Origin of the sequence: Accumulibacter sp. (genome assembly GCF_036625275.1) — a bacterium.
Lineage (GTDB): Bacteria > Pseudomonadota > Gammaproteobacteria > Burkholderiales > Rhodocyclaceae > Accumulibacter.
Genome location: NZ_JAZKUD010000034.1, coordinates 24,313 through 44,265, shown reverse-complemented (window position 1 = coordinate 44,265; position 19,953 = coordinate 24,313). Strand labels below are relative to the sequence as shown.

Annotated in this window: 18 protein-coding genes; 14 read left to right on the top strand and 4 right to left on the bottom strand. The window is 62.8% G+C overall.

Going from position 1 to position 19,953, the window contains the following annotated elements:
• Nucleotides 1-129: 129 nt before the first annotated feature.
• Together trxB and V5B39_RS12255 are read left to right on the top strand one after the other, a co-directional pair.
• Entirely contained in the window at nt 130-1,095 is a 966-nt protein-coding gene (gene trxB, locus V5B39_RS12260) for a thioredoxin-disulfide reductase (RefSeq protein WP_332343180.1), read from the top strand.
• 31 nt (nt 1,096-1,126) lie between these two features.
• Nucleotides 1,127-1,681, top strand: coding sequence for a Smr/MutS family protein (locus V5B39_RS12255; protein WP_332343179.1), 555 nt, complete (start codon nt 1,127-1,129; stop codon nt 1,679-1,681).
• Between the two features lie 288 nt (nt 1,682-1,969).
• Here V5B39_RS12255 and V5B39_RS22195 read toward each other — a convergent pair whose 3' ends face one another.
• Nucleotides 1,970-2,074: a BrnA antitoxin family protein gene (locus V5B39_RS22195; protein ID WP_434735691.1), complete on the bottom strand. Its 105-nt coding sequence runs from the start codon at nt 2,072-2,074 to the stop codon at nt 1,970-1,972.
• 76 nt (nt 2,075-2,150) lie between these two features.
• Between V5B39_RS22195 and V5B39_RS12250 the strand changes: the two genes are divergently transcribed.
• The 12 genes from V5B39_RS12250 (at nt 2,151) to truB (ending at nt 14,827) form a co-directional block, all read left to right on the top strand.
• A complete protein-coding gene (locus tag V5B39_RS12250; RefSeq protein WP_434735690.1) occupies nt 2,151-3,017 on the top strand; it encodes a 3',5'-nucleoside bisphosphate phosphatase in 867 nt (288 codons plus the stop codon).
• A 16-nt stretch (nt 3,018-3,033) separates the two neighbouring features.
• Entirely contained in the window at nt 3,034-3,660 is a 627-nt protein-coding gene (locus V5B39_RS12245) for an L-threonylcarbamoyladenylate synthase (protein WP_332343178.1), read from the top strand.
• Between the two features lie 9 nt (nt 3,661-3,669).
• Complete coding sequence (locus V5B39_RS12240; protein ID WP_332343177.1) at nt 3,670-4,323, top strand: site-2 protease family protein; 654 nt, start codon at nt 3,670-3,672, stop codon at nt 4,321-4,323.
• Between the two features lie 9 nt (nt 4,324-4,332).
• Nucleotides 4,333-5,535 (top strand): tryptophan--tRNA ligase, encoded by a 1,203-nt coding sequence (locus V5B39_RS12235; RefSeq protein WP_332343176.1) that lies wholly within the window; start codon nt 4,333-4,335, stop codon nt 5,533-5,535.
• Between the two features lie 297 nt (nt 5,536-5,832).
• Complete coding sequence (locus V5B39_RS12230) at nt 5,833-6,675, top strand: segregation and condensation protein A (RefSeq protein ID WP_332343175.1); 843 nt, start codon at nt 5,833-5,835, stop codon at nt 6,673-6,675.
• Nucleotides 6,659-7,246: an SMC-Scp complex subunit ScpB gene (scpB, locus tag V5B39_RS12225; RefSeq protein WP_332343174.1), complete on the top strand. Its 588-nt coding sequence runs from the start codon at nt 6,659-6,661 to the stop codon at nt 7,244-7,246. The genes V5B39_RS12230 and scpB overlap by 17 nt, the downstream gene beginning before the upstream one ends.
• On the top strand, nt 7,236-8,210 hold the full coding sequence (locus V5B39_RS12220; RefSeq protein ID WP_332343173.1) for a pseudouridine synthase: 975 nt from the start codon (nt 7,236-7,238) through the stop codon (nt 8,208-8,210). The genes scpB and V5B39_RS12220 overlap by 11 nt, the downstream gene beginning before the upstream one ends.
• A 146-nt stretch (nt 8,211-8,356) precedes the next feature.
• Nucleotides 8,357-8,824, top strand: a complete 468-nt coding sequence (gene rimP / locus V5B39_RS12215; protein WP_332343172.1) for a ribosome maturation factor RimP — start codon at nt 8,357-8,359, stop codon at nt 8,822-8,824.
• Nucleotides 8,825-8,955: 131 nt separating this feature from the next.
• Nucleotides 8,956-10,428 (top strand): transcription termination factor NusA, encoded by a 1,473-nt coding sequence (nusA, locus tag V5B39_RS12210; RefSeq protein ID WP_332343171.1) that lies wholly within the window; start codon nt 8,956-8,958, stop codon nt 10,426-10,428.
• A gap of 20 nt (nt 10,429-10,448) precedes the next feature.
• Nucleotides 10,449-13,328, top strand: coding sequence for a translation initiation factor IF-2 (infB, locus tag V5B39_RS12205; RefSeq protein WP_332343170.1), 2,880 nt, complete (start codon nt 10,449-10,451; stop codon nt 13,326-13,328).
• Nucleotides 13,329-13,715, top strand: coding sequence for a 30S ribosome-binding factor RbfA (gene rbfA / locus V5B39_RS12200; RefSeq protein ID WP_332343169.1), 387 nt, complete (start codon nt 13,329-13,331; stop codon nt 13,713-13,715).
• A 218-nt stretch (nt 13,716-13,933) separates the two neighbouring features.
• Nucleotides 13,934-14,827: a tRNA pseudouridine(55) synthase TruB gene (gene truB / locus V5B39_RS12195; protein ID WP_332343168.1), complete on the top strand. Its 894-nt coding sequence runs from the start codon at nt 13,934-13,936 to the stop codon at nt 14,825-14,827.
• A 41-nt stretch (nt 14,828-14,868) separates the two neighbouring features.
• Here truB and V5B39_RS12190 read toward each other — a convergent pair whose 3' ends face one another.
• The 3 genes from V5B39_RS12190 to tagH all read right to left on the bottom strand — a co-directional run bounded on the left by V5B39_RS12190 (nt 14,869) and on the right by tagH (nt 19,869).
• Nucleotides 14,869-17,520 carry an FAD-dependent oxidoreductase gene (locus tag V5B39_RS12190; protein WP_332343167.1) on the bottom strand — a complete coding sequence of 884 codons (2,652 nt, stop codon included), beginning with the start codon at nt 17,518-17,520 and terminating at the stop codon, nt 14,869-14,871.
• Between the two features lie 23 nt (nt 17,521-17,543).
• On the bottom strand, nt 17,544-18,017 hold the full coding sequence (locus V5B39_RS12185; RefSeq protein WP_332343166.1) for a Crp/Fnr family transcriptional regulator: 474 nt from the start codon (nt 18,015-18,017) through the stop codon (nt 17,544-17,546).
• Between the two features lie 187 nt (nt 18,018-18,204).
• Complete coding sequence (gene tagH / locus V5B39_RS12180) at nt 18,205-19,869, bottom strand: type VI secretion system-associated FHA domain protein TagH (RefSeq protein WP_332343165.1); 1,665 nt, start codon at nt 19,867-19,869, stop codon at nt 18,205-18,207.
• Nucleotides 19,870-19,953: the final 84 nt, after the last annotated feature.

The window sequence follows — 19,953 nt, the reverse complement described above, 5'->3', positions numbered from 1 at the left end:
CAAGGGCTTGCGCCGCGATTATAAGGCACTTGGAAGATTTTCGAAGCACTGCCGCAATGAACTTGGCCGCGAAGGGGCCAGCGTTGCCGGTTATAATTTTTCTGTGACCCACGACCAGAGCCCATCGAAATGACCCAAGCCACCCGCCATTGCCGTCTGCTGATCCTTGGATCCGGACCCGCCGGCTATACTGCCGCCATCTATGCGGCGCGCGCCAACCTCAAACCAGTGCTGATCACCGGCATGGCCCAGGGTGGGCAGTTGATGACCACGACCGACGTGGACAACTGGCCGGCCGACGCACCGGGCGTGCAGGGGCCAGCGCTGATGCAGCGTTTCGAAGAGCATGCCCGCCGCTTCGAAACCGAGATTCTGTTCGACCATATCCATACCGCCCGATTGACCGAAAAGCCGTTTGTGCTGATCGGCGATTCGGGTACCTACACCTGTGATGCACTGATCATCGCCACCGGTGCTTCAGCCCAGTATCTGGGCCTGCCGTCCGAAGAAACCTTTGCTGGCCGCGGCGTCTCCGCCTGCGCGACCTGTGACGGCTTCTTCTATCGTGACCAACCGGTCGCCGTCATCGGCGGTGGCAATACTGCGGTCGAAGAGGCGCTGTACCTGGCGAACATCGCCAGTCACGTCACCCTCGTGCATCGCCGCGACAAGCTGCGCGGTGAAAAAATACTGCACGACAAGCTGTTTGCCAAGGAAAAGGCCGGCAAAGTCACGATCCGCTGGAACTGCACGCTTGACGAAGTGCTTGGTGACCCGTCCGGCGTGACCGGCATGCGCATCCGCGACAAGCTGACCGGCAAGACCGAAGACCTGTCGCTGACGGGGGTTTTCATCGCCATTGGCCACAAACCCAACACCGACTTGTTTGTCGGCCAGTTGGCCATGCAGGGTGGCTATCTGCTGACTCAGTGCGGGCAAAACGGCAATGCCACGGCCACGTCGGTTGCCGGTGTCTTCGCTGCCGGCGATGTGCAGGATTACATCTACCGGCAGGCTTGTACTTCGGCAGGCAGCGGCTGTATGGCGGCACTCGATGCCGAACGTTACCTTGATAGCCTTGGCCTGGCTGGCTGAGGCATTGCCGATGTGAGGAGCGATGTCTGCGATGACGCCGCGACCCAGCCCGGAAGATCTGGCCGCTTTTCGTGCCGCTGTCGACGGCGCGACGCCCTTGCGCAAGCTCGATCGGGTCAGTCTGGATGCGCCAAAGCCGAGTCCGTGGCCACGGCAGCGCGAACTCGACGAAGCGGCGGTTCTGGTACAACTGCTGCATGCCCCCTTGGCGATCGACGACTGGCTCGACCTTGGCGGTGCCGACTCGTTTCTGCGCAGCGGGCTGCCGCGCACCCTGCTGCGTGACTTGCGCCGCGGTCGTTGGAGCATCCAGGATCATCTCGATCTCCATGGCATGAATCGCCACGAGGCGCACGCGCAGGTGTCGCTGTTCGTTGCCGAAGCTCTGGCTGCCGGCAAGCGCTGTCTGCGCATCGTGCACGGCCGCGGCCACGGTTCGCCGGGGCGGGAAGGGGTTCTGCGCCACCTGGTCAAGGCCTGGCTGAGTCACTACAAGGATGTCCAGGCCTTCTGCCACGCGCCGCCCAGCGACGGCGGTGATGGCGCCCTGTGGGTTTTGCTGAAGGGCGGCGGCAAATCCCGCTAACGGTCGTGACCATTAATGTGAAAGTCGCGTATGCGACTCACGAGCCTCCCCTCCCCCCTCGCGGGGGAGGGGTTGGGGGAGAGGGAAACGGTCATGACTTTCATGATCGGGGGTGCCTGGAAAAGTCATGACCGTTAATATGAAATTCGCGTATGCAACTCACGAATCGCCCCTCCTCTCGCGGGGCGAAGGCAGGATTTCGCCGAACACTGCTCCGCGCTGCCGCAGCCGGCCCGCGATGCGGCGCGGGCCGTCGGAAGGTCCGAGGAGCGGGGAAAAGTCATGACGTTAAGCTGACGCCTCTTGGAATGCGCGCAGGACCGCGTTGATTCGTGTCTGATAGCCAGAGCCTTGAGACTTGAACCATTCAAGAATGGACAGTCGACGGCTCATTGGGAAAACAAATTTACCGTGGCGCGAGCGGCACATGTGACCGGGAGCAGACCTTCGCCTGTGTTATCATGGGCAGTTGCCGGTTTCCGGCTGCCCCCATGGGTCTATCCACGTGTTCAACTGCGATCTCCATTGTCATTCCACCTGCTCGGATGGTCTCCTTTCTGCGGACGACCTGGTCCGTCGTGCGGCGGCGAATGGCGTGGACATGCTGGCGTTGACCGACCACGATGACCTCGATGGCCTACCGTCGGCACAGGCGATGGCGGAAGAACTGGGGATGGCCTTCGTTAACGGCGTCGAGATCTCGATCGAGTGGGAGGCGCTGCAGATTCATATCCTGGGTTTCGCTTTCGACAGCGCCGATCCGGTATTGAACGACGGTCTGGCCACGATCCGCTCGGGCCGGATCGAGCGTGCGCGGCGCATGTCGGCGGCGCTCGAGAAGGTCGGCATCGCCGGCGCTTTCGAAGGCGCGATGCGTTATGCGGCCAACCCGAGCCTGGTCAGCCGCGCGCATTTCGGTCGCTATCTCGTTGAAAGTGGCGTCTGCAAGGACCTGCGCAGCGTCTTCGAATCGTACCTGGTTCCTGGTCGGCCGGGTTATGTTGATCATCGCTGGGCGACGCTGGCCGATGCCGTGCGCTGGATTCTTGGCGCCGGCGGGATTGCGGCGGTGGCGCACCCTGGGCGCTACAAGCTGTCGCGCACCGAGATGCGGCGCTTTCTCGGCGACTTCAAGGCCTTGGGCGGGCAGGCAATCGAGGTCATGTCGGGGAGTCATACGCAGGAGCATGTGGAGGTTTTCGGTCGCCTGGCCAGGGAATACGATTTTCTGGCGTCGCGCGGCTCCGATTTTCACGGGCCGGGCGAGAGTCATGTCGATCTGGGCAAACTGGCACCATTGCCGGAGGGCTTGAAGCCCGTCTGGCAGTGGTTCTGAGCTGCAGGAACGTGTCATGGCTCAGTACCTCACGATTCATCCCGACAATCCGCAGGCAAGGCTGCTGCAGAAGGCGGCCGAAGTCGTCCGCCAGGGTGGGGTCATCGCGTTGCCGACAGACTCGAGTTACGCTCTTGGTTGCCATCTCGGCGACAAGGCCGCAGTCGAACGAATCCGCAGTCTGCGCGGTGTCGATGACCGGCACCACCTGACGCTGATGTGCCGCGACCTATCGCAGATCGGCCAGTTCGCGCGCGTCGACAATGCTCGCTATCGCCTGCTCAGGGCGACGACGCCGGGCAGCTATACCTTCATTCTCGAGGGAACCCGCGAGCTGCCACGGCGTGTCCTGCACCCCAGGCGCAAGACCATCGGGCTGCGCATTCCGGCACATACGGTCACACTGGCCCTGCTCGAAGCGCTTGGCGAGCCATTGTTAACCTCGACCCTGATCGTCGCCGGTGACGAAGACCCGCTGACCGAAGGCTGGGAAATCCGTGAGCGGCTCGACAGCCAGCTCGAACTGATCCTCGACGGCGGCTTTTGCGGGACCGAGCCGACGACGGTGGTTGATCTGACCGCTGCGCTGCCGGTACTGGTGCGCGCCGGACTCGGTGCGCTGGCGCCGGTGGGACTTGACTGAGGAACTTGCATGCAGGCGCTGATCCAGACGATTGCCATTGCCGCGCTGCCGGTCATCCTCGCGATTACCCTGCACGAAGCCGCGCATGGTTATGCCGCCCGCCACTTCGGTGATCCGACCGCCTGGCAGGCCGGGCGGATCACGGCCAATCCACTCAAGCATGTCGACCTGGTGGGAACGATTCTGGTACCGGCGATCATTCTGCTGCTGTCGACGGGAGGCATCCTGTTCGGCTGGGCCAAGCCGGTGCCGGTGAATTTCGGTCGCCTGCATCATCCGAAGAGCGACATGTTGTGGGTGGCTGCCGCCGGCCCGGCAGCCAATTTCGCGATGTTGCTATTCTGGGCCGCGTTGTTCAAGCTGGCCTTGCTGCTACCGCTCAACTTCTTCAGCCTGCCGATGGCACGCATGGCAGAGGTCGGTATTTCGATCAATATCGCGCTGATGGTGCTCAACCTGTTTCCCTTGCCGCCGCTCGATGGTGGGCGGATTGCCGTCAGCCTGCTGCCGCCAGAAGCCGCCTGGCGCTTTGCGCAAATTGAGCGCTTTGGCTTTCCGATCCTGCTGCTGCTGCTGTTTACCGGGGTGCTGGGTTCGCTTCTGACACCGGTGATGCAACTCGTTGGCGGACTGATCGATGCCCTTTTTCAATTACCATCCTGAATCCAGAACATGTACGCAGAACGAGTCCTCTCCGGGATGCGCCCGACCGGCAGCCTGCATCTCGGCCACTACCACGGGGTGCTGAAGAACTGGGTGCGGCTCCAGTATGAGTATCCTTGCCTCTTTTTCGTTGCCGACTGGCACGCTCTCACCACCCAGTACGATGACCCACAAGGCATCGTCGATTCTACCTGGGAGATGGTCGTCGACTGGCTGGCGGCCGGCGTTGACCCCGCACGGGCGACCCTGTTCATTCAGTCGCAAGTACCCGAACATGCCGAGCTGCACCTGCTGCTGTCGATGATGGCGCCGCTGGGCTGGCTGGAGCGGGTGCCGACCTACAAGGATCAGCAGGAAAAACTCGAGAACAAGGATCTGTCGACCTATGGCTTTCTCGGCTATCCCTTGCTGCAGTCGGCCGACATCCTGATCTACCGAGCCGACAAGGTGCCGGTAGGCGAGGATCAGGTGCCGCACATCGAGTTTTCGCGTGAGGTGGCGCGCCGCTTCAATCATCTCTATGGGCGCGAGCCGGGTTTCGCGGACAAGGCCAGGGAGGCGGTCAAGAAGCTCGGATCGAAGCGGGCTCGCCGTTATGAAGAATTGCGCACACGTTTTCAGGAAAGAGGTGAGCAGGCGGCGGTCGAGCAGGCGCATGCGTTGCTCGACGAAGTTCATGACCTGTCACACGCCGACCGCGAGCGCCTCCGTGGCTACCTCGAAGGCACCGGCAAGATGATTCTCGTCGAGCCGGGTGCGCTGCTGACCGAGGCTTCGCGGATGCCGGGGGTCGATGGCCAGAAGATGTCGAAGTCCTACGGCAATACGATCACGCTGCGCGAGGATGCCGTCTCGGTGACGCAAAAAATCCGGCGCATGCCGACCGACCCGGCGCGGATTCGCCGCACCGATGCCGGTGATCCGGACAAATGTCCGGTTTGGCAACTGCATCAGGTGTACTCGGACGCGGCCTGTCAGGCCTGGGTGCAGCAAGGTTGCCGCAGCGCCGGCATGGGTTGCCTGGACTGCAAGCAGCCGGTGATCGACGCCATCCTGCGCGAGCAGGCGCCCATGCGCGAGCGCGCACAACCCTTTCTGGATGATCCGCAGTTGGTGCGATCGATCATTGCCGACGGCAACAGCAAGGCGCGCCATCTCGCGCGCGAAACGATGCGCGACGTGCGCCAGGCGATGGGAATGGATTACCGTTAACGGTCATGACTTATTCAGGCACCTCCGATCAGGCCAGTCATGACCGTTTTCCTCTCTTGCAGGACGCATTCCGGCTGGCACGCCGGAGTCGCTCGATGGGCACGGAGGAGGCTCCGCGAATTCCCCCTCTCGCCTCCCGACCCCTCCCACGGCCCGCGCAGCATTGCGGGCCGGCTACGGCGGCGCGGAGCCGTGCTCCGCGAAACCCCGCCTCCGCCCCCCGCGAGGGGGGAGGGGAGATTCTTGAGTCGCTGACGCGACTTTCACATTGAATGATGTGCAGTTCGTCGATCCGCGATGAGCACTAGTGCGACCATCGCTGTGGCAGTGTCACCGGTCGAGGCTGCGGTCAGTCCGCTGGCCAGGATTTACGGCGAGCCGCTGGTGCAGATGCCGCACGACCTCTACATCCCTCCCGATGCGATGGCGGTCATGCTCGACGCCTTCGAGGGGCCGCTCGATCTGCTGCTGTACCTGATTCGCAGGGCCAATGTGAATGTTCTCGACATTCCGATGGCGCCACTGACCGAGCAGTATCTGGTCTACGTCGAAGCGATGCGCTCACAGAACCTCGAACTGGCCGCTGACTATCTGGTGATGGCCGCAATGCTGATCGAGATCAAGTCGCGGATGCTGTTGCCGAGACCGAAAGCTGCTGTCGGCGACGATGCAGAAGACCCGCGCGCCGAACTGGTACGACGACTGATTGAATATGAGCAGATGAAGCTGGCCGCGCAGGCCCTCAATCAACTGCCGCAAGCCGAGCGTGATTTCGACTGGGTCGAGGTCTGGGTCGAGAAAACCTTGCTGCGTCGGTTGCCGGAAGTGACGGTGCTGGATCTGCAGAACGCCTGGTGCGGCATCCTGCGGCAGGCCAGACTGCATACCCGGCACCTGGTGCAGCGCGAGGAACTGTCGGTGCGCGAGCACATGGCGCTGATCCTGCGCCGCCTGCGCGATGCAGGCGGTTTTGTCGAGTTTGTCGATCTTTTCGATCCGACCCTGGGTGCGCCGGTGCTGGTTGTGAACTTTCTTGCCCTGCTGGAGCTGGCGCGTGAGCGTCTGCTCGAAATGACCCAGATGGAAGCATTCGCTCCCATCTATCTGCGCCTGGCCGATACCCATGGTGACTCCCGGTAAGGCGACGGCGCTGCCGGCCGCGCTGCCCCTCGATCGTGCGGCAGTCAAGCGGGTGCTGGAAGCAGTGTTGCTGAGCACTCGGGAACCCTTGACGCTGGCCGATCTGCGCAGGGTGTTCGCCGACCAGGTCACTGCCGAGGTCCTGCGCGGGCTGCTCGACGAGCTGCACAGCGAGTGGCGCGAGCGACCGCTCGAACTGCTGCCGGTAGCGAGCGGCTGGCGTTTCCGGACGCGTGCCGAGTACATGCCCTATCTGGAGCGGCTGCACCCGGAAAAACCACCGCGCTATTCACGTGCAGTGCTGGAAACGCTGGCCATCATCGCCTATCGTCAGCCCGTGACGCGTGGCGACATCGAGGACATCCGCGGTGTGACGGTTGCCACACAGGTGATTCGGGTGCTCGAAGAGCGTGGCTGGGTTGAAGTCGTTGGTCATCGCGATACGCCCGGTCGACCAGCACTGCTGGCGACGACCAAAAAATTTCTTGACGACCTGGGTCTCTGCAGTCTCGCCGAGTTGCCTGCACTCGAACCAATCAATTCCACACTGGACCTTGCTGATGCCCAATAACAAACGCCGCACTCCAACCGAATCCCCTCGTTCGCCACGTCCGGCGGCGCCGGCCACGCCGCCAGCGGCACAGCGACGACCACCGGCGGCGCCGGAGTCTGCCGCTGCGACCAGGAACGTACGCCCGGGACCAGGAACGAGCGCCGGCGAGTCGGCCCGGCGCACTCGTCACCAGGAACCTGCAGGCAAACCGGAGCGATTGCACAAGCTGCTGGCCAACAGCGGCATCGGCTCACGCCGGGAGATGGAATCGCTGATTAGCGCCGGTCGCATCCACGTCAATGGCGAGCCGGCGCACCTCGGACAGACGGTCAGCCCGGGTGACCGGATCAAGGTCAATGGCAAGCTGGTGCAGTTGCGCTTCTCCGACCGCTTGCCGCGGGTCATCCTCTATCACAAGCCCGAAGGCGAGATCGTTTCGCGCAACGACCCAGAGCATCGGCCGAATGTGTTTACCTCATTGCCGCGGATGTCGGCCGGACGCTGGGTGGCAGTCGGCCGTCTCGACTTCAACACCAGTGGACTGTTGCTGCTGAGCACCTCGGGGGACCTGGCCAATCGACTGATGCACCCGCGCTATCAATTGGTCCGCGAGTACGCGGTGCGCATCCTCGGCGACCTGCCCGGCGATGCCCGTCAGCGCCTGCTCGATGGCATCGAACTCGACGATGGATCGGCAAAATTCGCGAGCTTTCAGGAAGCTGGCGGTGAGGGCGCCAACCGCTGGTTCCGCGTATCGCTTTTTGAGGGTCGCAACCGCGAAGTACGGCGCATGTTCGAAGCCGTCGGCGTGGTTGTCAGTCGCCTGATGCGTGTTCGTTATGGTCCTTTCGTGTTGCCGCCAAGCCTGAAGCGGGGGCAGGTTTACGAGCTTACCGAGGCCGAGGTGAAGAAGCTGCTGGTCGATTTCGGCATGGCAAGTGCCGATTCCGGCCGCCCGCCGCGGCGACCGCGACCCGCTTGAGGGGCGTTGCCCGCTCACGGGCTGATTTACCGTTGCCAATATTTTCGTTATAATCCAACGGTTTTCTGCTCGCCCCTGAGGGGGTGATTGGCCCCGCAGGGGCAATTTTCTGGGATGGGCTTCTCGCCCATTTTTTATTTGCAGCCATGGATGTGCACGAACTACTTGAAATCACGGTAACTGGCCTTGGCTATGAGCTGGTGGACGTTGAACGCAGCCCGCGTGGCCGCGTTCTGCGCGTTTTCATCGACAAACCGGAGAAGCCGCGCGGCGTGGATATCGAAGACTGTGTACTGGTCAGCAATCAGCTTTCTCGCGTGTTGACCGTTGAAAACGTTGACTATGACCGTCTTGAGATCTCTTCGCCGGGAATGGACAGACCATTGAAGAAAGCTTCTGACTTCGAGCGTTTCGCGGGTTCGGAGATCAGTTTCAAGCTGCGCCTGCCCTTGAACGGTCGGCGAAATTTCAGTGGCGTCCTGCTTGGCTTGCACAACGGCAAGGTGCATCTGCAGACCGATGTAGGCGAGATGGAATTCGATCTGGTCAATCTTGACAAGGCACGGGTGGTTCCAAAATTCGACACGATGAAACCGGGCGAGAAGCTGGTGTGAAAGTTGCGTCAGCGACTCACGAATCTCCCCTCTCCCCTCGCGGGAGAGGGGCCGGGGGAGAGGGAAACGGTCATGACTTTCATGATCGGGGGCGCCTGGAAAAGTCATGACCGTTAGGAGGTAATGAGGAAATGAGCCGCGAAATCTTGCTGCTGGTAGATGTCCTGGCACGTGAAAAGAACGTGACCAGAGAGATCGTCTTCGGCGCGCTGGAGTTGGCGCTGGCATCGGCTACCAAGAAGCGCATCCATGACGACGCCAATGTGCGTGTCGCAGTCGATCGCGAAACCGGTGACTTCGAGACCTTCCGGCGCTGGGAAGTCGTTGCCGACGAAGACTTTCTCGACGAGGAACAGCAGGTGCCGCTGTCGGAAGCCCAAAAGCAGGACCCCGAGGTCGAGATCGGGGATTGTCTGGAGGAGTCTCTCGAACCCATCGACTTTGGGCGCATCGGCGCGCAGGCGGCCAAGCAGGTGATTCTGCAAAAGATTCGTGACGCCGAGCGCGAACAGGTGCTGAGTGAATTCCTGGCACGCAAGGAGCATCTGGTGACTGGAACGATCAAGCGCATGGAGCGCGGCAATGCGATTGTCGAAACCGGCAAGATGGAGGCACTGCTGCCGCGTGACCAGATGATTCCGCGCGAGAACCTGCGCGTCGGCGATCGTGTCAAGGCGTATCTGCTGCGCATCGACCGCTCCGCCCGCGGTCCGCAACTGATCCTGTCGCGTACCGCTCCGGAGTTCATCATTCAGCTCTTCGCGCTGGAAGTTCCGGAAGTCGATGATGGCCTGCTGGAGATCAAGGCGGCTGCCCGTGATCCTGGCATGCGCGCCAAGATTGCCGTCAAGTCCAACGACCAGCGGATCGATCCGATCGGTACCTGTGTCGGCATGCGTGGTTCGCGGGTCACGGCGGTAACCAATGAACTGGCTGGCGAACGGGTTGACATCGTGCTCTGGTCGGCTGATCCTGCGCAGTTCGTGGTTGGCGCGCTGGCGCCGGCCGAGGTCAGCTCGATCATCGTCGATGAAGACAAGCACAGCATGGATGTGGTCGTCGACGAGCAGAACCTGGCAATCGCCATTGGCCGTGGTGGCCAGAATGTTCGCCTGGCGTCGGAAATGACCGGCTGGACGATCAACCTGATGACCGAGGAAGAATCGAAGACCTTGGTCGAGGCCGAAGCGGCGGCGATTCGCGTACTGTTCATGGAGAAACTCGATGTCGACGAGGATGTGGCGAACATCCTCATCGACGAAGGCTTCTCGACTCTCGAGGAAGTGGCCTATGTGCCACTGCACGAGATGCTCGAGATCGAGTCCTTCGACGAGGTCACGGTGCAGGAGTTGCGCGAGCGGGCGCGTAACATTCTGCTCACTGAGGCCATTGACACCGAGGAAAAAATCGGTAACGTCGCCGAGGATCTGCTGAGCCTTGAAGGGATGGACAAGTCACTGGCCGGACAACTGGCTGGTCATGATATCAAGACGCGCGACGATCTTGCCGATCTGGCAGTCGACGAACTGACGGAGATGACCGGCATTGATGCGCAACGGGCCAAACAACTGATCACCACGGCGCGTGCGCACTGGTTCGAGTAAGCGGGGAAAGAGGAATTCACATGGCGCAAACAAGTGTTGCCCAATTTGCCGTACAGCTGAAGATGCCGGTTGCTTCGCTGCTCGAGCAATTGCATAAAGCCGGGGTGGCCAAGAAACATCTCGATGACCTGCTGTCCGAGCAGGACAAGTCCAGGTTGCTGGATTATTTGCGCAAGGCGCATGGTCAGACGGATGCGAAGACCAAGATTACCCTGATGCGCAAGGAGACGACCGAGATCCGGCAGCAGGATTCACACGGAAAATCGCATACGGTGCAGGTCGAAGTCCGCAAGAAACGCGTTCTTGTGAAGCGGGAGGCACCCGAAGTTCGCGCCGAATTGCCGGTGCCGCCGGTCCTGCCGATCACGGTGACCGAGAAGGTCGTTGAAGCCCGATCGGCACCGCCGGTTGAGGTGAAAACCGAGAAAATCGAGCCGCTTGTCGCAGTAAAAGCTGAACCCGTCGTCGAAGCCAGGGTCAAGAAATCCGTACCGCCGGTGACCGTGAAGGCAGAACCGGTGGCCGTGAAGGCTGAAGCGTTGCCGGCCAAAGCGAAATCCAGGCCCGTCGCCGAGACGCCTTCTGCAGCGGTCGTCGATGCCAAAACAGAAGCGCCGGTGGTGGCCGACGCCAAGGTGAGCGCCAAGAAAGTGGTGACGCGTGCTTCGATCATCGGCGAGGAGCAGCAGCGCCTGCGCGCCGAGGAAGAGCGGCGTAACGCCGAGTTGCGCGCCCGCCAGGAAGCCGAGTTCAAAAGCAAGCAGCAACGCAGCGCCGACCTCCTTCGCCTGAAGCAGGATGCAGAAAACAAGGCGGTCGCGGCCAAGGCTGCCGGGGTGGCCAAACAGGTTGCCGCCCAGACCGCGAGTGAGCGGCCTGCGGAAGACAAGACGCTGCACAAGCCGGCGGCCAAACCGGCGGCGGCCGACAAGAAGGTGGCCGAAAAGAAAGCGCCCGAAAAGAAGGTCGCCGACAAGAAGGGACAATGGAAGAACGAAGGTGCCAACAAGCGTCCCGGGCTGAAGACACGCGGCGCCACCGGTGGCACGGGCTGGCGGGACAATAAGCACGGCAAGCGAACTGCCCGCGGTGTGGGCGACGAAGAAGAGCAGCATTCTTTCCAGTTGCCCATTGAACCGGTGATTCACCAGGTCTATGTCCCGGAAACGATCTCCGTCGCTGAATTGGCGCACAAGATGGCCGTCAAGGCGACCGAAGTGATCAAGTCCCTGATGAAGATGGGTTCAATGGTGACCATCAACCAGGTGCTGGACCAGGAGACGGCGATGATCATCGTCGAGGAGATGGGCCACAAGGCGTTTGCTGCCAAGCTTGACGACCCCGATGCCTTCCTCGACGACAGCGACGTCGAACAGAAGGACGTACCGCACGAGCAGCGCGCACCCGTGGTGACAGTGATGGGACACGTCGATCACGGCAAGACCTCGCTGCTCGACTACATCCGCCGTACCCGTGTGGCGAGTGGCGAGGCAGGCGGCATCACCCAGCACATTGGCGCCTATCACGTGCAGACCGACCGGGGCATGGTGACCTTCCTCGACACGCCGGGTCACGAGGCATTTACGGCGATGCGCGCGCGCGGTGCCAAGGCGACCGATCTGGTCATTCTGGTGGTTGCTGCCGATGACGGGGTGATGCCCCAGACCAGGGAGGCAATTCACCACGCCAAGGCGGCGGCAGTGCCGATTGTCGTGGCCGTGAACAAGATCGACAAGCCGGGTGCCCAGCCCGATCGGGTGAAACAGGAACTGGTCACCGAACAGGTGGTGCCCGAGGAGTACGGCGGTGATGCACCCTTTGTCCTGGTGTCCGCAAAGACCGGTGTCGGTATCGACGAACTGCTCGAGAACGTTCTGCTGCAGGCGGAAGTGCTCGAACTGAAAGCGCCCAGGGATGCGCCAGCCAAGGGCCTGATCATCGAGGCACGCCTCGACCGCGGGCGCGGACCCGTGGCGACGATGCTGGTCCTCTCGGGAACGCTTCGCCAGGGCGACATCCTGCTCGCCGGTCAGGTATTTGGTCGGGTACGGGCGATGCTCGACGAAAACGGCAAAGTGATCAAGGAGGCTGGACCGTCGATTCCGGTCGAGATCCTGGGTCTCTCCGATGTGCCCGCCGCCGGACAGGAAGCCGTGGTGCTCGCTGACGAACGCAAGGCGCGCGAGATTGCCCTGTTCCGCCAGGGCAAGTACCGCGACGTCAAGCTGGCTACGAAGCAGGCCGCCAATCTCGAGAGCATTCTCGAGCAGATGACCGAAGCCGAGGCCAAGGTTCTGGCACTGATCATCAAGGCCGATGTTCAGGGTTCTCAGGAGGCGCTGGTTCAGTCCTTGCAGAAACTCTCGACCGGTGAAGTCAAGGTCAACGTCATCCACGCCGCTGTGGGCGCGATCAGCGAGTCTGACGTACACCTTGCGCAGGCCTCGAAAGCGGTCATCATCGGTTTCAACGCGCGTGCCGACGCTGGCGCACGCAAGGCAGCCGAAGCTGCCGGGGTCGATATTCGCTACTACAACATCATCTACGATGCGGTAGACGAAGTGAAGGCTGCGCTGTCGGGAATGCTTGCCCCCGAGAAGCGCGAAGACGTCACCGGCCTGGTCGAGATCAGACAGGTCTTCCGCGCTACCCGGATCGGTACCATCGCCGGTTGTTATGTACTCGAAGGCCTCATCAAGCGCAGTTCGCGCGCGCGCCTGCTGCGCAACCATATCGTCCTCTGGGATGGCGAGATCGAGTCGCTGAAGCGCTTCAAGGATGACGTGAAGGAAGTACGGGCGGGCTTCGAATGCGGTCTTTCGCTGAAGAACTTCAGTGCCTACGAGGAAGGCGACCAACTCGAGGTGTACGACGTCACGGAAGTCGCGAGGACTCTCTAAGTGTCTTCGAACAAGGGATTTTCACGGCGAGACCGGGTTTCGGAACAGATCCGGCGCGAGCTGGCCGAGGTGATCAGGAGCGAACTCAAGGATCCCCGCGTCGGCATGATCAGCCTCACCGAGGTCGAGGTCAGTCCGGACTACGCGCATGCCAGGGTGTACTTCAGCAGCATGGCGGGTAGCGAGACGCTCGACTCGGTGCAGGCCGGCCTGCAGCAGGCCTCCGGGTTTCTGCGCAGCGAGCTGGGCAAGCGCATCAGCATTCACATGATCCCGCAACTGCATTTCGTTTTCGACGACTCGCTGGAGCGTGGCGCACAGATCGCGAAGCTGATCAGCGACGCAGCGGCGATCTCGGATCACAGCGAAGAACCGGACCAGGCCTGAGTTGGGCTTGATCTGAATTGGCGCGCCAACCCGAATCCACCCGGCAAGTGAGGGAAACGGTCATGACTTTCATGATCGGAGGTGCCTGGAAAAGTCATGACCGTTCATGTGGAAGTCGCGTCAGCGACTCACGAATCTCCCCTCCCCACTCGCGGGGGAGGGGTCGGGGGAGAGGGAAACGGTCATGACTTTCATGATCGGATGTGCCTGGAAAAGTCATGACCGTTAGGAAAAGCTGGCGCCGTGTCGATGGCGTGTTGCTCCTTGACAAGCCGACTGGGATGTCCTCGAATTCTGCGCTGCAGACGGCCAGGCGGCTGTTTTCGGCAGCCAAGGCCGGGCACTCCGGCACACTCGATCCCATGGCCAGCGGGCTGCTGCCGGTCTGTTTCGGCGAAGCGACCAAGTTCTCGGTCGATCTGCTGGCGGCCGACAAGACCTATGAAGCGGAACTCCTGTTCGGTATCCGGACCGATACCGGCGATGCCGACGGTACGGTCGTGATGCAGTTCCCGGTGACCTTCGGGGGCGCCGAACTCGAAGCCGCACTGAGCCGTTTCCGCGGTTCGATTCTCCAGACCCCACCGATGTACTCGGCGCTCAAGCGCGACGGCCAACCGCTCTACAAACTGGCGCGGCAGGGAATTGAAGTCGAGCGTGCGGCACGCGCGGTAACGATCCACGAACTGTGCCTGCTTGATTTCTCGCAGAACCGCTGTCGTCTGCGGGTGGCCTGCAGCAAGGGCACCTATATTCGCAGCCTGGCCGAGGATCTTGGCACGGCACTCGCTTGCGGCGCGCATTTGACGGTTCTGCGTCGGATCGCCGTTGGCACGTTGCGGATTGCCGATGCGATAACGCTCGATCAACTGGCTACGCTGGCCGAAGAAGCCCGTGCAGACTGGCTGCTACCGCCGGACACACTGCTCCAGAGCCTGCCGGCAGTGCATCTGGACGATGCGGCAGGTTTGCGCTTTGTCCATGGTAATCCGGTCTGCATCGTCGGTTCGCCAGGGCGATGCCGAGTCTATTCTGGGAAGCAACTTCTGGGTCTCGGCGAACTCGATGACGCGGGCAGGCTGCAGCCGCGGCGCGTGCTGGGTACGCCGTAGGGTCCTTGACACCAGCAACGTCCCGGAGCATGGCAAGCGGATCAATCCGTCACCAGCTTTGCGAGACCTGACAGATTTCCGCGCCGCAAATCCGCCCGGATCGGTGTCAGGTCGGCGCCGGCCTGCACGACGCGGGTGAAATCCTTGGCCGAACGCGGCGGGCCGACGTACAGGGCACCGACCAATTCGCCCTGGCGCAGGATCAGGCGCCACCATGCCGCGTCGTTTGGCCCCGCCGTGTATTCTTCATCGCCAGGCTTGGCAGCGATCTCGCCAAAGCTGCGCAGGTCGATCCCGTCGCACTTGAGCTGCAGGACGATGCGTGGCGCCTGATACGGTTGCTTTTTGCCGAGCAGTGCGTTGGCGGCTGTTGCCGCCTGGGCAGCGCCGATGGTCCACAGGCCGCCAATGGCACCAGGCAGTTCGGCAACGTCGCCGACGGCATAGATGTCGGGGTCGCTGGTGCGCATGCACGAATCCACCTTGATGCCGCGGCCGACTTCCAGACCGGCGGCGCGGGCGAGTTGCGCGTTGGTGCCAATGCCGAGACAGGCGACGAATAAGTCCGCCCGCGCGCACGGCCCATGCGCCAGCCAGGCGGCACGCAGTGTCTCACCCTGGCCTTCCCAGCGGCTGATGGCGACGTCGGTGAGGACCTGAATACCGATGCCTTCGAGGTAAGCGGTCAGTCGGGCGGCGCCCTGATGGTCGAGCTGCGCGTTCATCAGTCGATCCGATCGCTGCAGGAGCGTGACCTGCAGCCCGAGGTGGTGCAGGGCGTCGGCGGCTTCGACGCCGAGTACGCCACCGCCGACGACCAGCGCGTGACGTGCACGCCGCAGTTGTACGTAATTGCGCAGTGCCTGTGCGTCTTCCGCCGAGCGCAGGACAAAGGCGTTGTCGAACGACAGGAAGTCGGGGTCCGGTGTCGTGCAGTGGGCTCCCGTGGCAAGGATCAGCTTGTCGTAGGGCAGGGATTCGCCGGTAGCCAGGAGAACGGTCTTGCCCTGTCGATCCACTGCACGGGCGATCGAGTTGCGCCAGACCTCGACGCGGTTCCTGGCATACCAGTTATCCGGGATCAGTTGCAGTCCGTCCATGCCGGTGCGGCCGTAGATCAGCCGGCCGATGGCCATGCGGTTGTAGAAGTGGAGCGGTTCGCTGGTGATCATGTCGATCTGTAACGAGGCGCTCAGGCGGCGCAATTGTTCCGCGGTGCTGGTGCCGGCGATGCCGTTGCCGATGATCACTACCCGGGAAACGCCTGTGCCGAGCGCATGGTCGACTTCCGGCGTGGCAGATGTTGCCTCGGTTTGTTCCGCTGTTGCGGCATTCGGGTCGCGGTCGATGAGCACCGGGCCGCTGACCCGGCACATGCATGCCAACCGTGCTTTGCCTTCCAGCCCGAGTCGGCGCAGCGTCGCCAGTTCGTCGTCCCCGGCTGGCGACAGGTACTTGCTGCCTGCGCACACGACCACCGCATCCGCACCGCAGAGGCCGGCGCGGCAACCGTAGTTGATCTTGAGACCGGCGCCCTCGATGGCATCGAGCAGGGTTGCCCCTTTCGGGACCGGGAAGGCGATCTTCGTTTCCCGGTCGGTCACCTCCGCTCCCTGCTTGCCACCGAAACGAGTATGCATCTGCGTCTTGCCGCTCGAATCCGGGACGCGCTGGGCGGGTTTGGCAGCGGCTTTGGCGAACAGGCCTTCGGCGTAAAGGCTGGCGCCGAGCAGGATCAGTCCGCCGACCACGCCGACACCGCGACTCGCGGCCGTCAGCCATTCCGGCGCCGTGAAGGAGAGGAAGTAAGAGAGGGTGCCGAGCACGATGGGGCCGCCAAACCAGTAGAAGATGGCCAACGCGACGGCGGCGAAAGTGGCCGCGACGCGATGCGGCGACAGCGGGAAGCAGTTGGTGGCGATGGCGTACAGACCGGCGGATGCGCAGCAGGCACCGAGCAGGATCGCCAGATAGAGTCCGTAGCCATAGGTCTGCGTCGGTCCCTGCAGGAAATAGGCACCGATCAGTCCCGGCAGCAGGCCGATGAACAGGCGGCGCTGGCTGGCGTAGCGCGGGTCGGAATCGACGAGGTCAGCAAAGATTGCGCCGCGCGGATTGAAGTCGTAGCAGTTCTTCTGGCAGCCGACGCAGGTTGGGCAATAGCCGTTCGGGACGACGATCAGTGGGGCATGGCCATAGGTACGCTGGATCGGCCCCAGCGGGCAGAAGGTCCCGCACCAGCCGCTGCGCCCGGCGAACACCAGGCCGCCGACCAAGGCCGCGATCAGCACGCCGACGATGCCGGCGGCCACCAGTCCGCCCGCATGGTTGAGAACCGGTGAGCGGGCGGCAACGCAGGCAAGAAAGATAGCGACGGCGATGAGAAAGGCATGTTCCTTCCATTTGCCAGGAAGCGGCAGGCTGCGGCTGGTGCCGGTCATGCGCGGAATCTGGTTGAGGAAGGCCATCGGGCAGACCTGCCGCCAAAGTCCGGGTGCAATCACCAGCACCGCTGGCAGGACCGGAATGGCCAGACCCCACCAGAGCTTCAGCCCGACGGCGGGATCGACCGCCAGCAGGACGGCAAAGCCGAGGGTGGCGAGCAGGGTGAGGACGCGCAACACCTGCCACACCGGTTTGGGCAGGGCTGACGTGCGTTTGGTGTAATTGGCGAAGAAGTGCTCTGGGCTCATGGCATGGTTTCGCGGGTCAAGGCTCAAAACGCGGTCTGCAGTTGGCGCAGGCGCCGACTGGTATAGGCCGCCAGATCCTGGAGCAGGGCGATCGCCAGCGCCGGCTTCCAGGCCGCCAACTGCGCGAAGGAATCCCGTCGCAAGGCCAGCAGCTCGGTACTTTGTAGGGCGGTGGCGGTGATCGCGCTGGCTTCGCCATCGAGGAAGGACGAGATCCCGAATACTTCGCCTTCGACGAGAACGTCCACCTCGCGCTCGGCCTGGCCGCTTGCGCCAGCGGTGAGGCGGATGCTGCCGGAAACGATGATCAGCAAGGCATCGCTGCGCTCGCCAGCAGTGATGATCCGGCTGCCGGTGGCAAAGCGCAACCCCGCGACGAAGCTGTCGAGGCTGTCGAGTTCATCGTCCGAGAACTCTCGCAGAACTGGCCGCACGCTCGCCGGAGTGACTTTTTCGGTGACCTGCTGGTCGGGATCGGTATAGCTGAAAAACTTCATCGGAGCCTTCCTGCGCCCGCGTGCTGGCGCTGATCATTGCCATAAGGAAAAGCCAATCCTGAAGGGAACCTCGTCCGATCCGGGTCGACTGCGCCGGCTTCGCGCTCATCTTGCCTGGCCAGCTGCTGGTCGGCAGGCGAGTGCGCGCAAGGGCCGCTGATCTCGAGTTGCCGAAGCGCCGAGCGGATCAATTCTCTTCCCCTTTGTCGCCGCGAGCCGTTTCGCCAGCGAAGGTGGCGACGAAGGATCTGACCGGCCGGTGTGGCTGCAAGGATTGACGGCTGCCCCAACGCTCGACGTAGAGGTCCCACAGCCTGGCCTTGCGCGAGCTCAGCAATTGGCCAATGCGGTTCTCGGCCGACGCCGCCCGCTCGATGGCCTCGGGGGCCAGTTCGTTGGCCAGTATCTGTACCGCGGCCCGAATGGCAGCATCAGTCTGCCGGAAGTATTCGGCCAGTTCGGCGAGGCTGGTCTGAAAAGACTGATGGCTGTCCAGGTAGGCCCGCCGGGGCGGGCCGAACAGTACGCGTAGCGCTTCCTCGCTGGTCGGCATGATGCTGAGCGGATTGCTGGGGGCCGGGCCGGGGCGTACCCCAGGCGGCTGCTCGAAGGCGGCGTTGCGCAAGGCCAGCAATGGCCGGATCTCGTCGGTGATCAGGAGAAGCAGTTGCCCCAGTCGTTCGCCCAGCGCGGCGGCATCGGTTTGGTCGAGGTCTTCGGGCGACAGCCCGAGTCCTCTGGCCATGCTGGCCAGTACGTAGTCGCCGGTCGCCGCTTGCGCTGGCGGCGTGGGGTCGGTGGCGGCGGCGGGTGAGGGCGAAGGGGCGGCTTCCGCGACAATCCGGGTGACCACCGGTTCGCTCAACAGTATTGGCGGTGTCTTGGCCACCCGCGCGAGGAGGGTCATGCCGTCGTCGGCTGCAGGCACGCTCGCGGGCGTCCCGTCGGTGCCGCGCTCGGCCGGCGGCAGGGCAAGCGACGGCAGGTCGGCAAGCAGCAATGCCGGGTCACCGCCGCGCCGCGCACCGCCGGCGGGACGCACGAGTGCTGCCTGGGCAGGGGGTGGTTCGACTGCGACCGGGGCAGGCGCGGGTTGGTCGGTGCCGCCGCTGGTGGTCGTGTCGTCCGGGGGAGTGTTCCCCAGGCCAGTGATCTGTACGGCAATCAGGTAAGGGCCAACCAGCAGAAGGTCTTTGTCGCATAGTGGGTAACTGCCGCTGACGCGGTCGTTGATGCGGTCGCTACTGTGGTTGACGAAGGTTCCATTGGAAGAGGTGTCCTGGAGAACGAATGCGCCGTCTGTGAAGCGGATCGTGCAATGGTTCCGGGAAATTCCGCCGGTTCGGTCGGGGAGCGTCCAGTCGTTACTGTCGTCCCGGCCGATCCTGAGCACTCCTTGGTGATCCAGCGTTTTCGTCAAAGGATATTGGTCGGCAGCGCTGGGCTTGCTCTCGATCGTCAATCGCAGCAGCGGTTCGGTGGCCGGCGGAGAATGACTGTTGGCCAGGTCGTCGTGTCTGACTGGCTCGCCGTCGTTCCTGAGTTCGACGCGGATCAGGTAGGCGCCGACCCGCAGCCGCTCGCCGTCCTGCAAGGCATGCGGACTGGTCAGCCGGTTTGTGTTGCCATCGATGAAGGTTCCGTTGGTCGACAGGTCGTAGAGCAGGTAAGCCTCAGGCGAGCGGCGGATTTCGCAATGCCTGCCCGACATCAGTCGGCTGGGGTCCGGCAAGGTCCAGTCCAGTCCCGGCAAGCGTCCTATGCTGAGACTCTCGCGGGCACCGAACTCGATGCTCGCAGTGGCGGTGGCTGGTAATCCCGTGGCGTTCTCCAGCGTCAGGCGCAGCTTCATGAGAAATTCCCTGAAAGAAGTCGGAGCGGCGCCACGCCGGCAAATCTGTGCCTGTCCTTGCTGCGAAGGCGACCACTTACCCTG

Bases quoted from the DNA above. Each gene is read 5' to 3' on its own strand.
- V5B39_RS12190 (WP_332343167.1), bottom strand. From the start codon at position 17,520: ATGAGCCCAGAGCACTTCTTCGCCAATTACACCAAACGCACGTCAGCC.
- trxB (WP_332343180.1), top strand. From the start codon at position 130: ATGACCCAAGCCACCCGCCATTGCCGTCTGCTGATCCTTGGATCCGGA.
- V5B39_RS12220 (WP_332343173.1), top strand. From the start codon at position 7,236: ATGCCCAATAACAAACGCCGCACTCCAACCGAATCCCCTCGTTCGCCA.
- V5B39_RS22195 (WP_434735691.1), bottom strand. From the start codon at position 2,074: ATGAGCCGTCGACTGTCCATTCTTGAATGGTTCAAGTCTCAAGGCTCT.
- V5B39_RS12245 (WP_332343178.1), top strand. From the start codon at position 3,034: ATGGCTCAGTACCTCACGATTCATCCCGACAATCCGCAGGCAAGGCTG.
- tagH (WP_332343165.1), bottom strand. From the start codon at position 19,869: ATGAAGCTGCGCCTGACGCTGGAGAACGCCACGGGATTACCAGCCACC.
- truB (WP_332343168.1), top strand. From the start codon at position 13,934: ATGACCGTTAGGAAAAGCTGGCGCCGTGTCGATGGCGTGTTGCTCCTT.
- V5B39_RS12230 (WP_332343175.1), top strand. From the start codon at position 5,833: ATGAGCACTAGTGCGACCATCGCTGTGGCAGTGTCACCGGTCGAGGCT.
- nusA (WP_332343171.1), top strand. From the start codon at position 8,956: ATGAGCCGCGAAATCTTGCTGCTGGTAGATGTCCTGGCACGTGAAAAG.
- V5B39_RS12185 (WP_332343166.1), bottom strand. From the start codon at position 18,017: ATGAAGTTTTTCAGCTATACCGATCCCGACCAGCAGGTCACCGAAAAA.
- rimP (WP_332343172.1), top strand. From the start codon at position 8,357: ATGGATGTGCACGAACTACTTGAAATCACGGTAACTGGCCTTGGCTAT.
- V5B39_RS12240 (WP_332343177.1), top strand. From the start codon at position 3,670: ATGCAGGCGCTGATCCAGACGATTGCCATTGCCGCGCTGCCGGTCATC.
- infB (WP_332343170.1), top strand. From the start codon at position 10,449: ATGGCGCAAACAAGTGTTGCCCAATTTGCCGTACAGCTGAAGATGCCG.
- scpB (WP_332343174.1), top strand. From the start codon at position 6,659: ATGGTGACTCCCGGTAAGGCGACGGCGCTGCCGGCCGCGCTGCCCCTC.
- V5B39_RS12255 (WP_332343179.1), top strand. From the start codon at position 1,127: ATGACGCCGCGACCCAGCCCGGAAGATCTGGCCGCTTTTCGTGCCGCT.
- V5B39_RS12235 (WP_332343176.1), top strand. From the start codon at position 4,333: ATGTACGCAGAACGAGTCCTCTCCGGGATGCGCCCGACCGGCAGCCTG.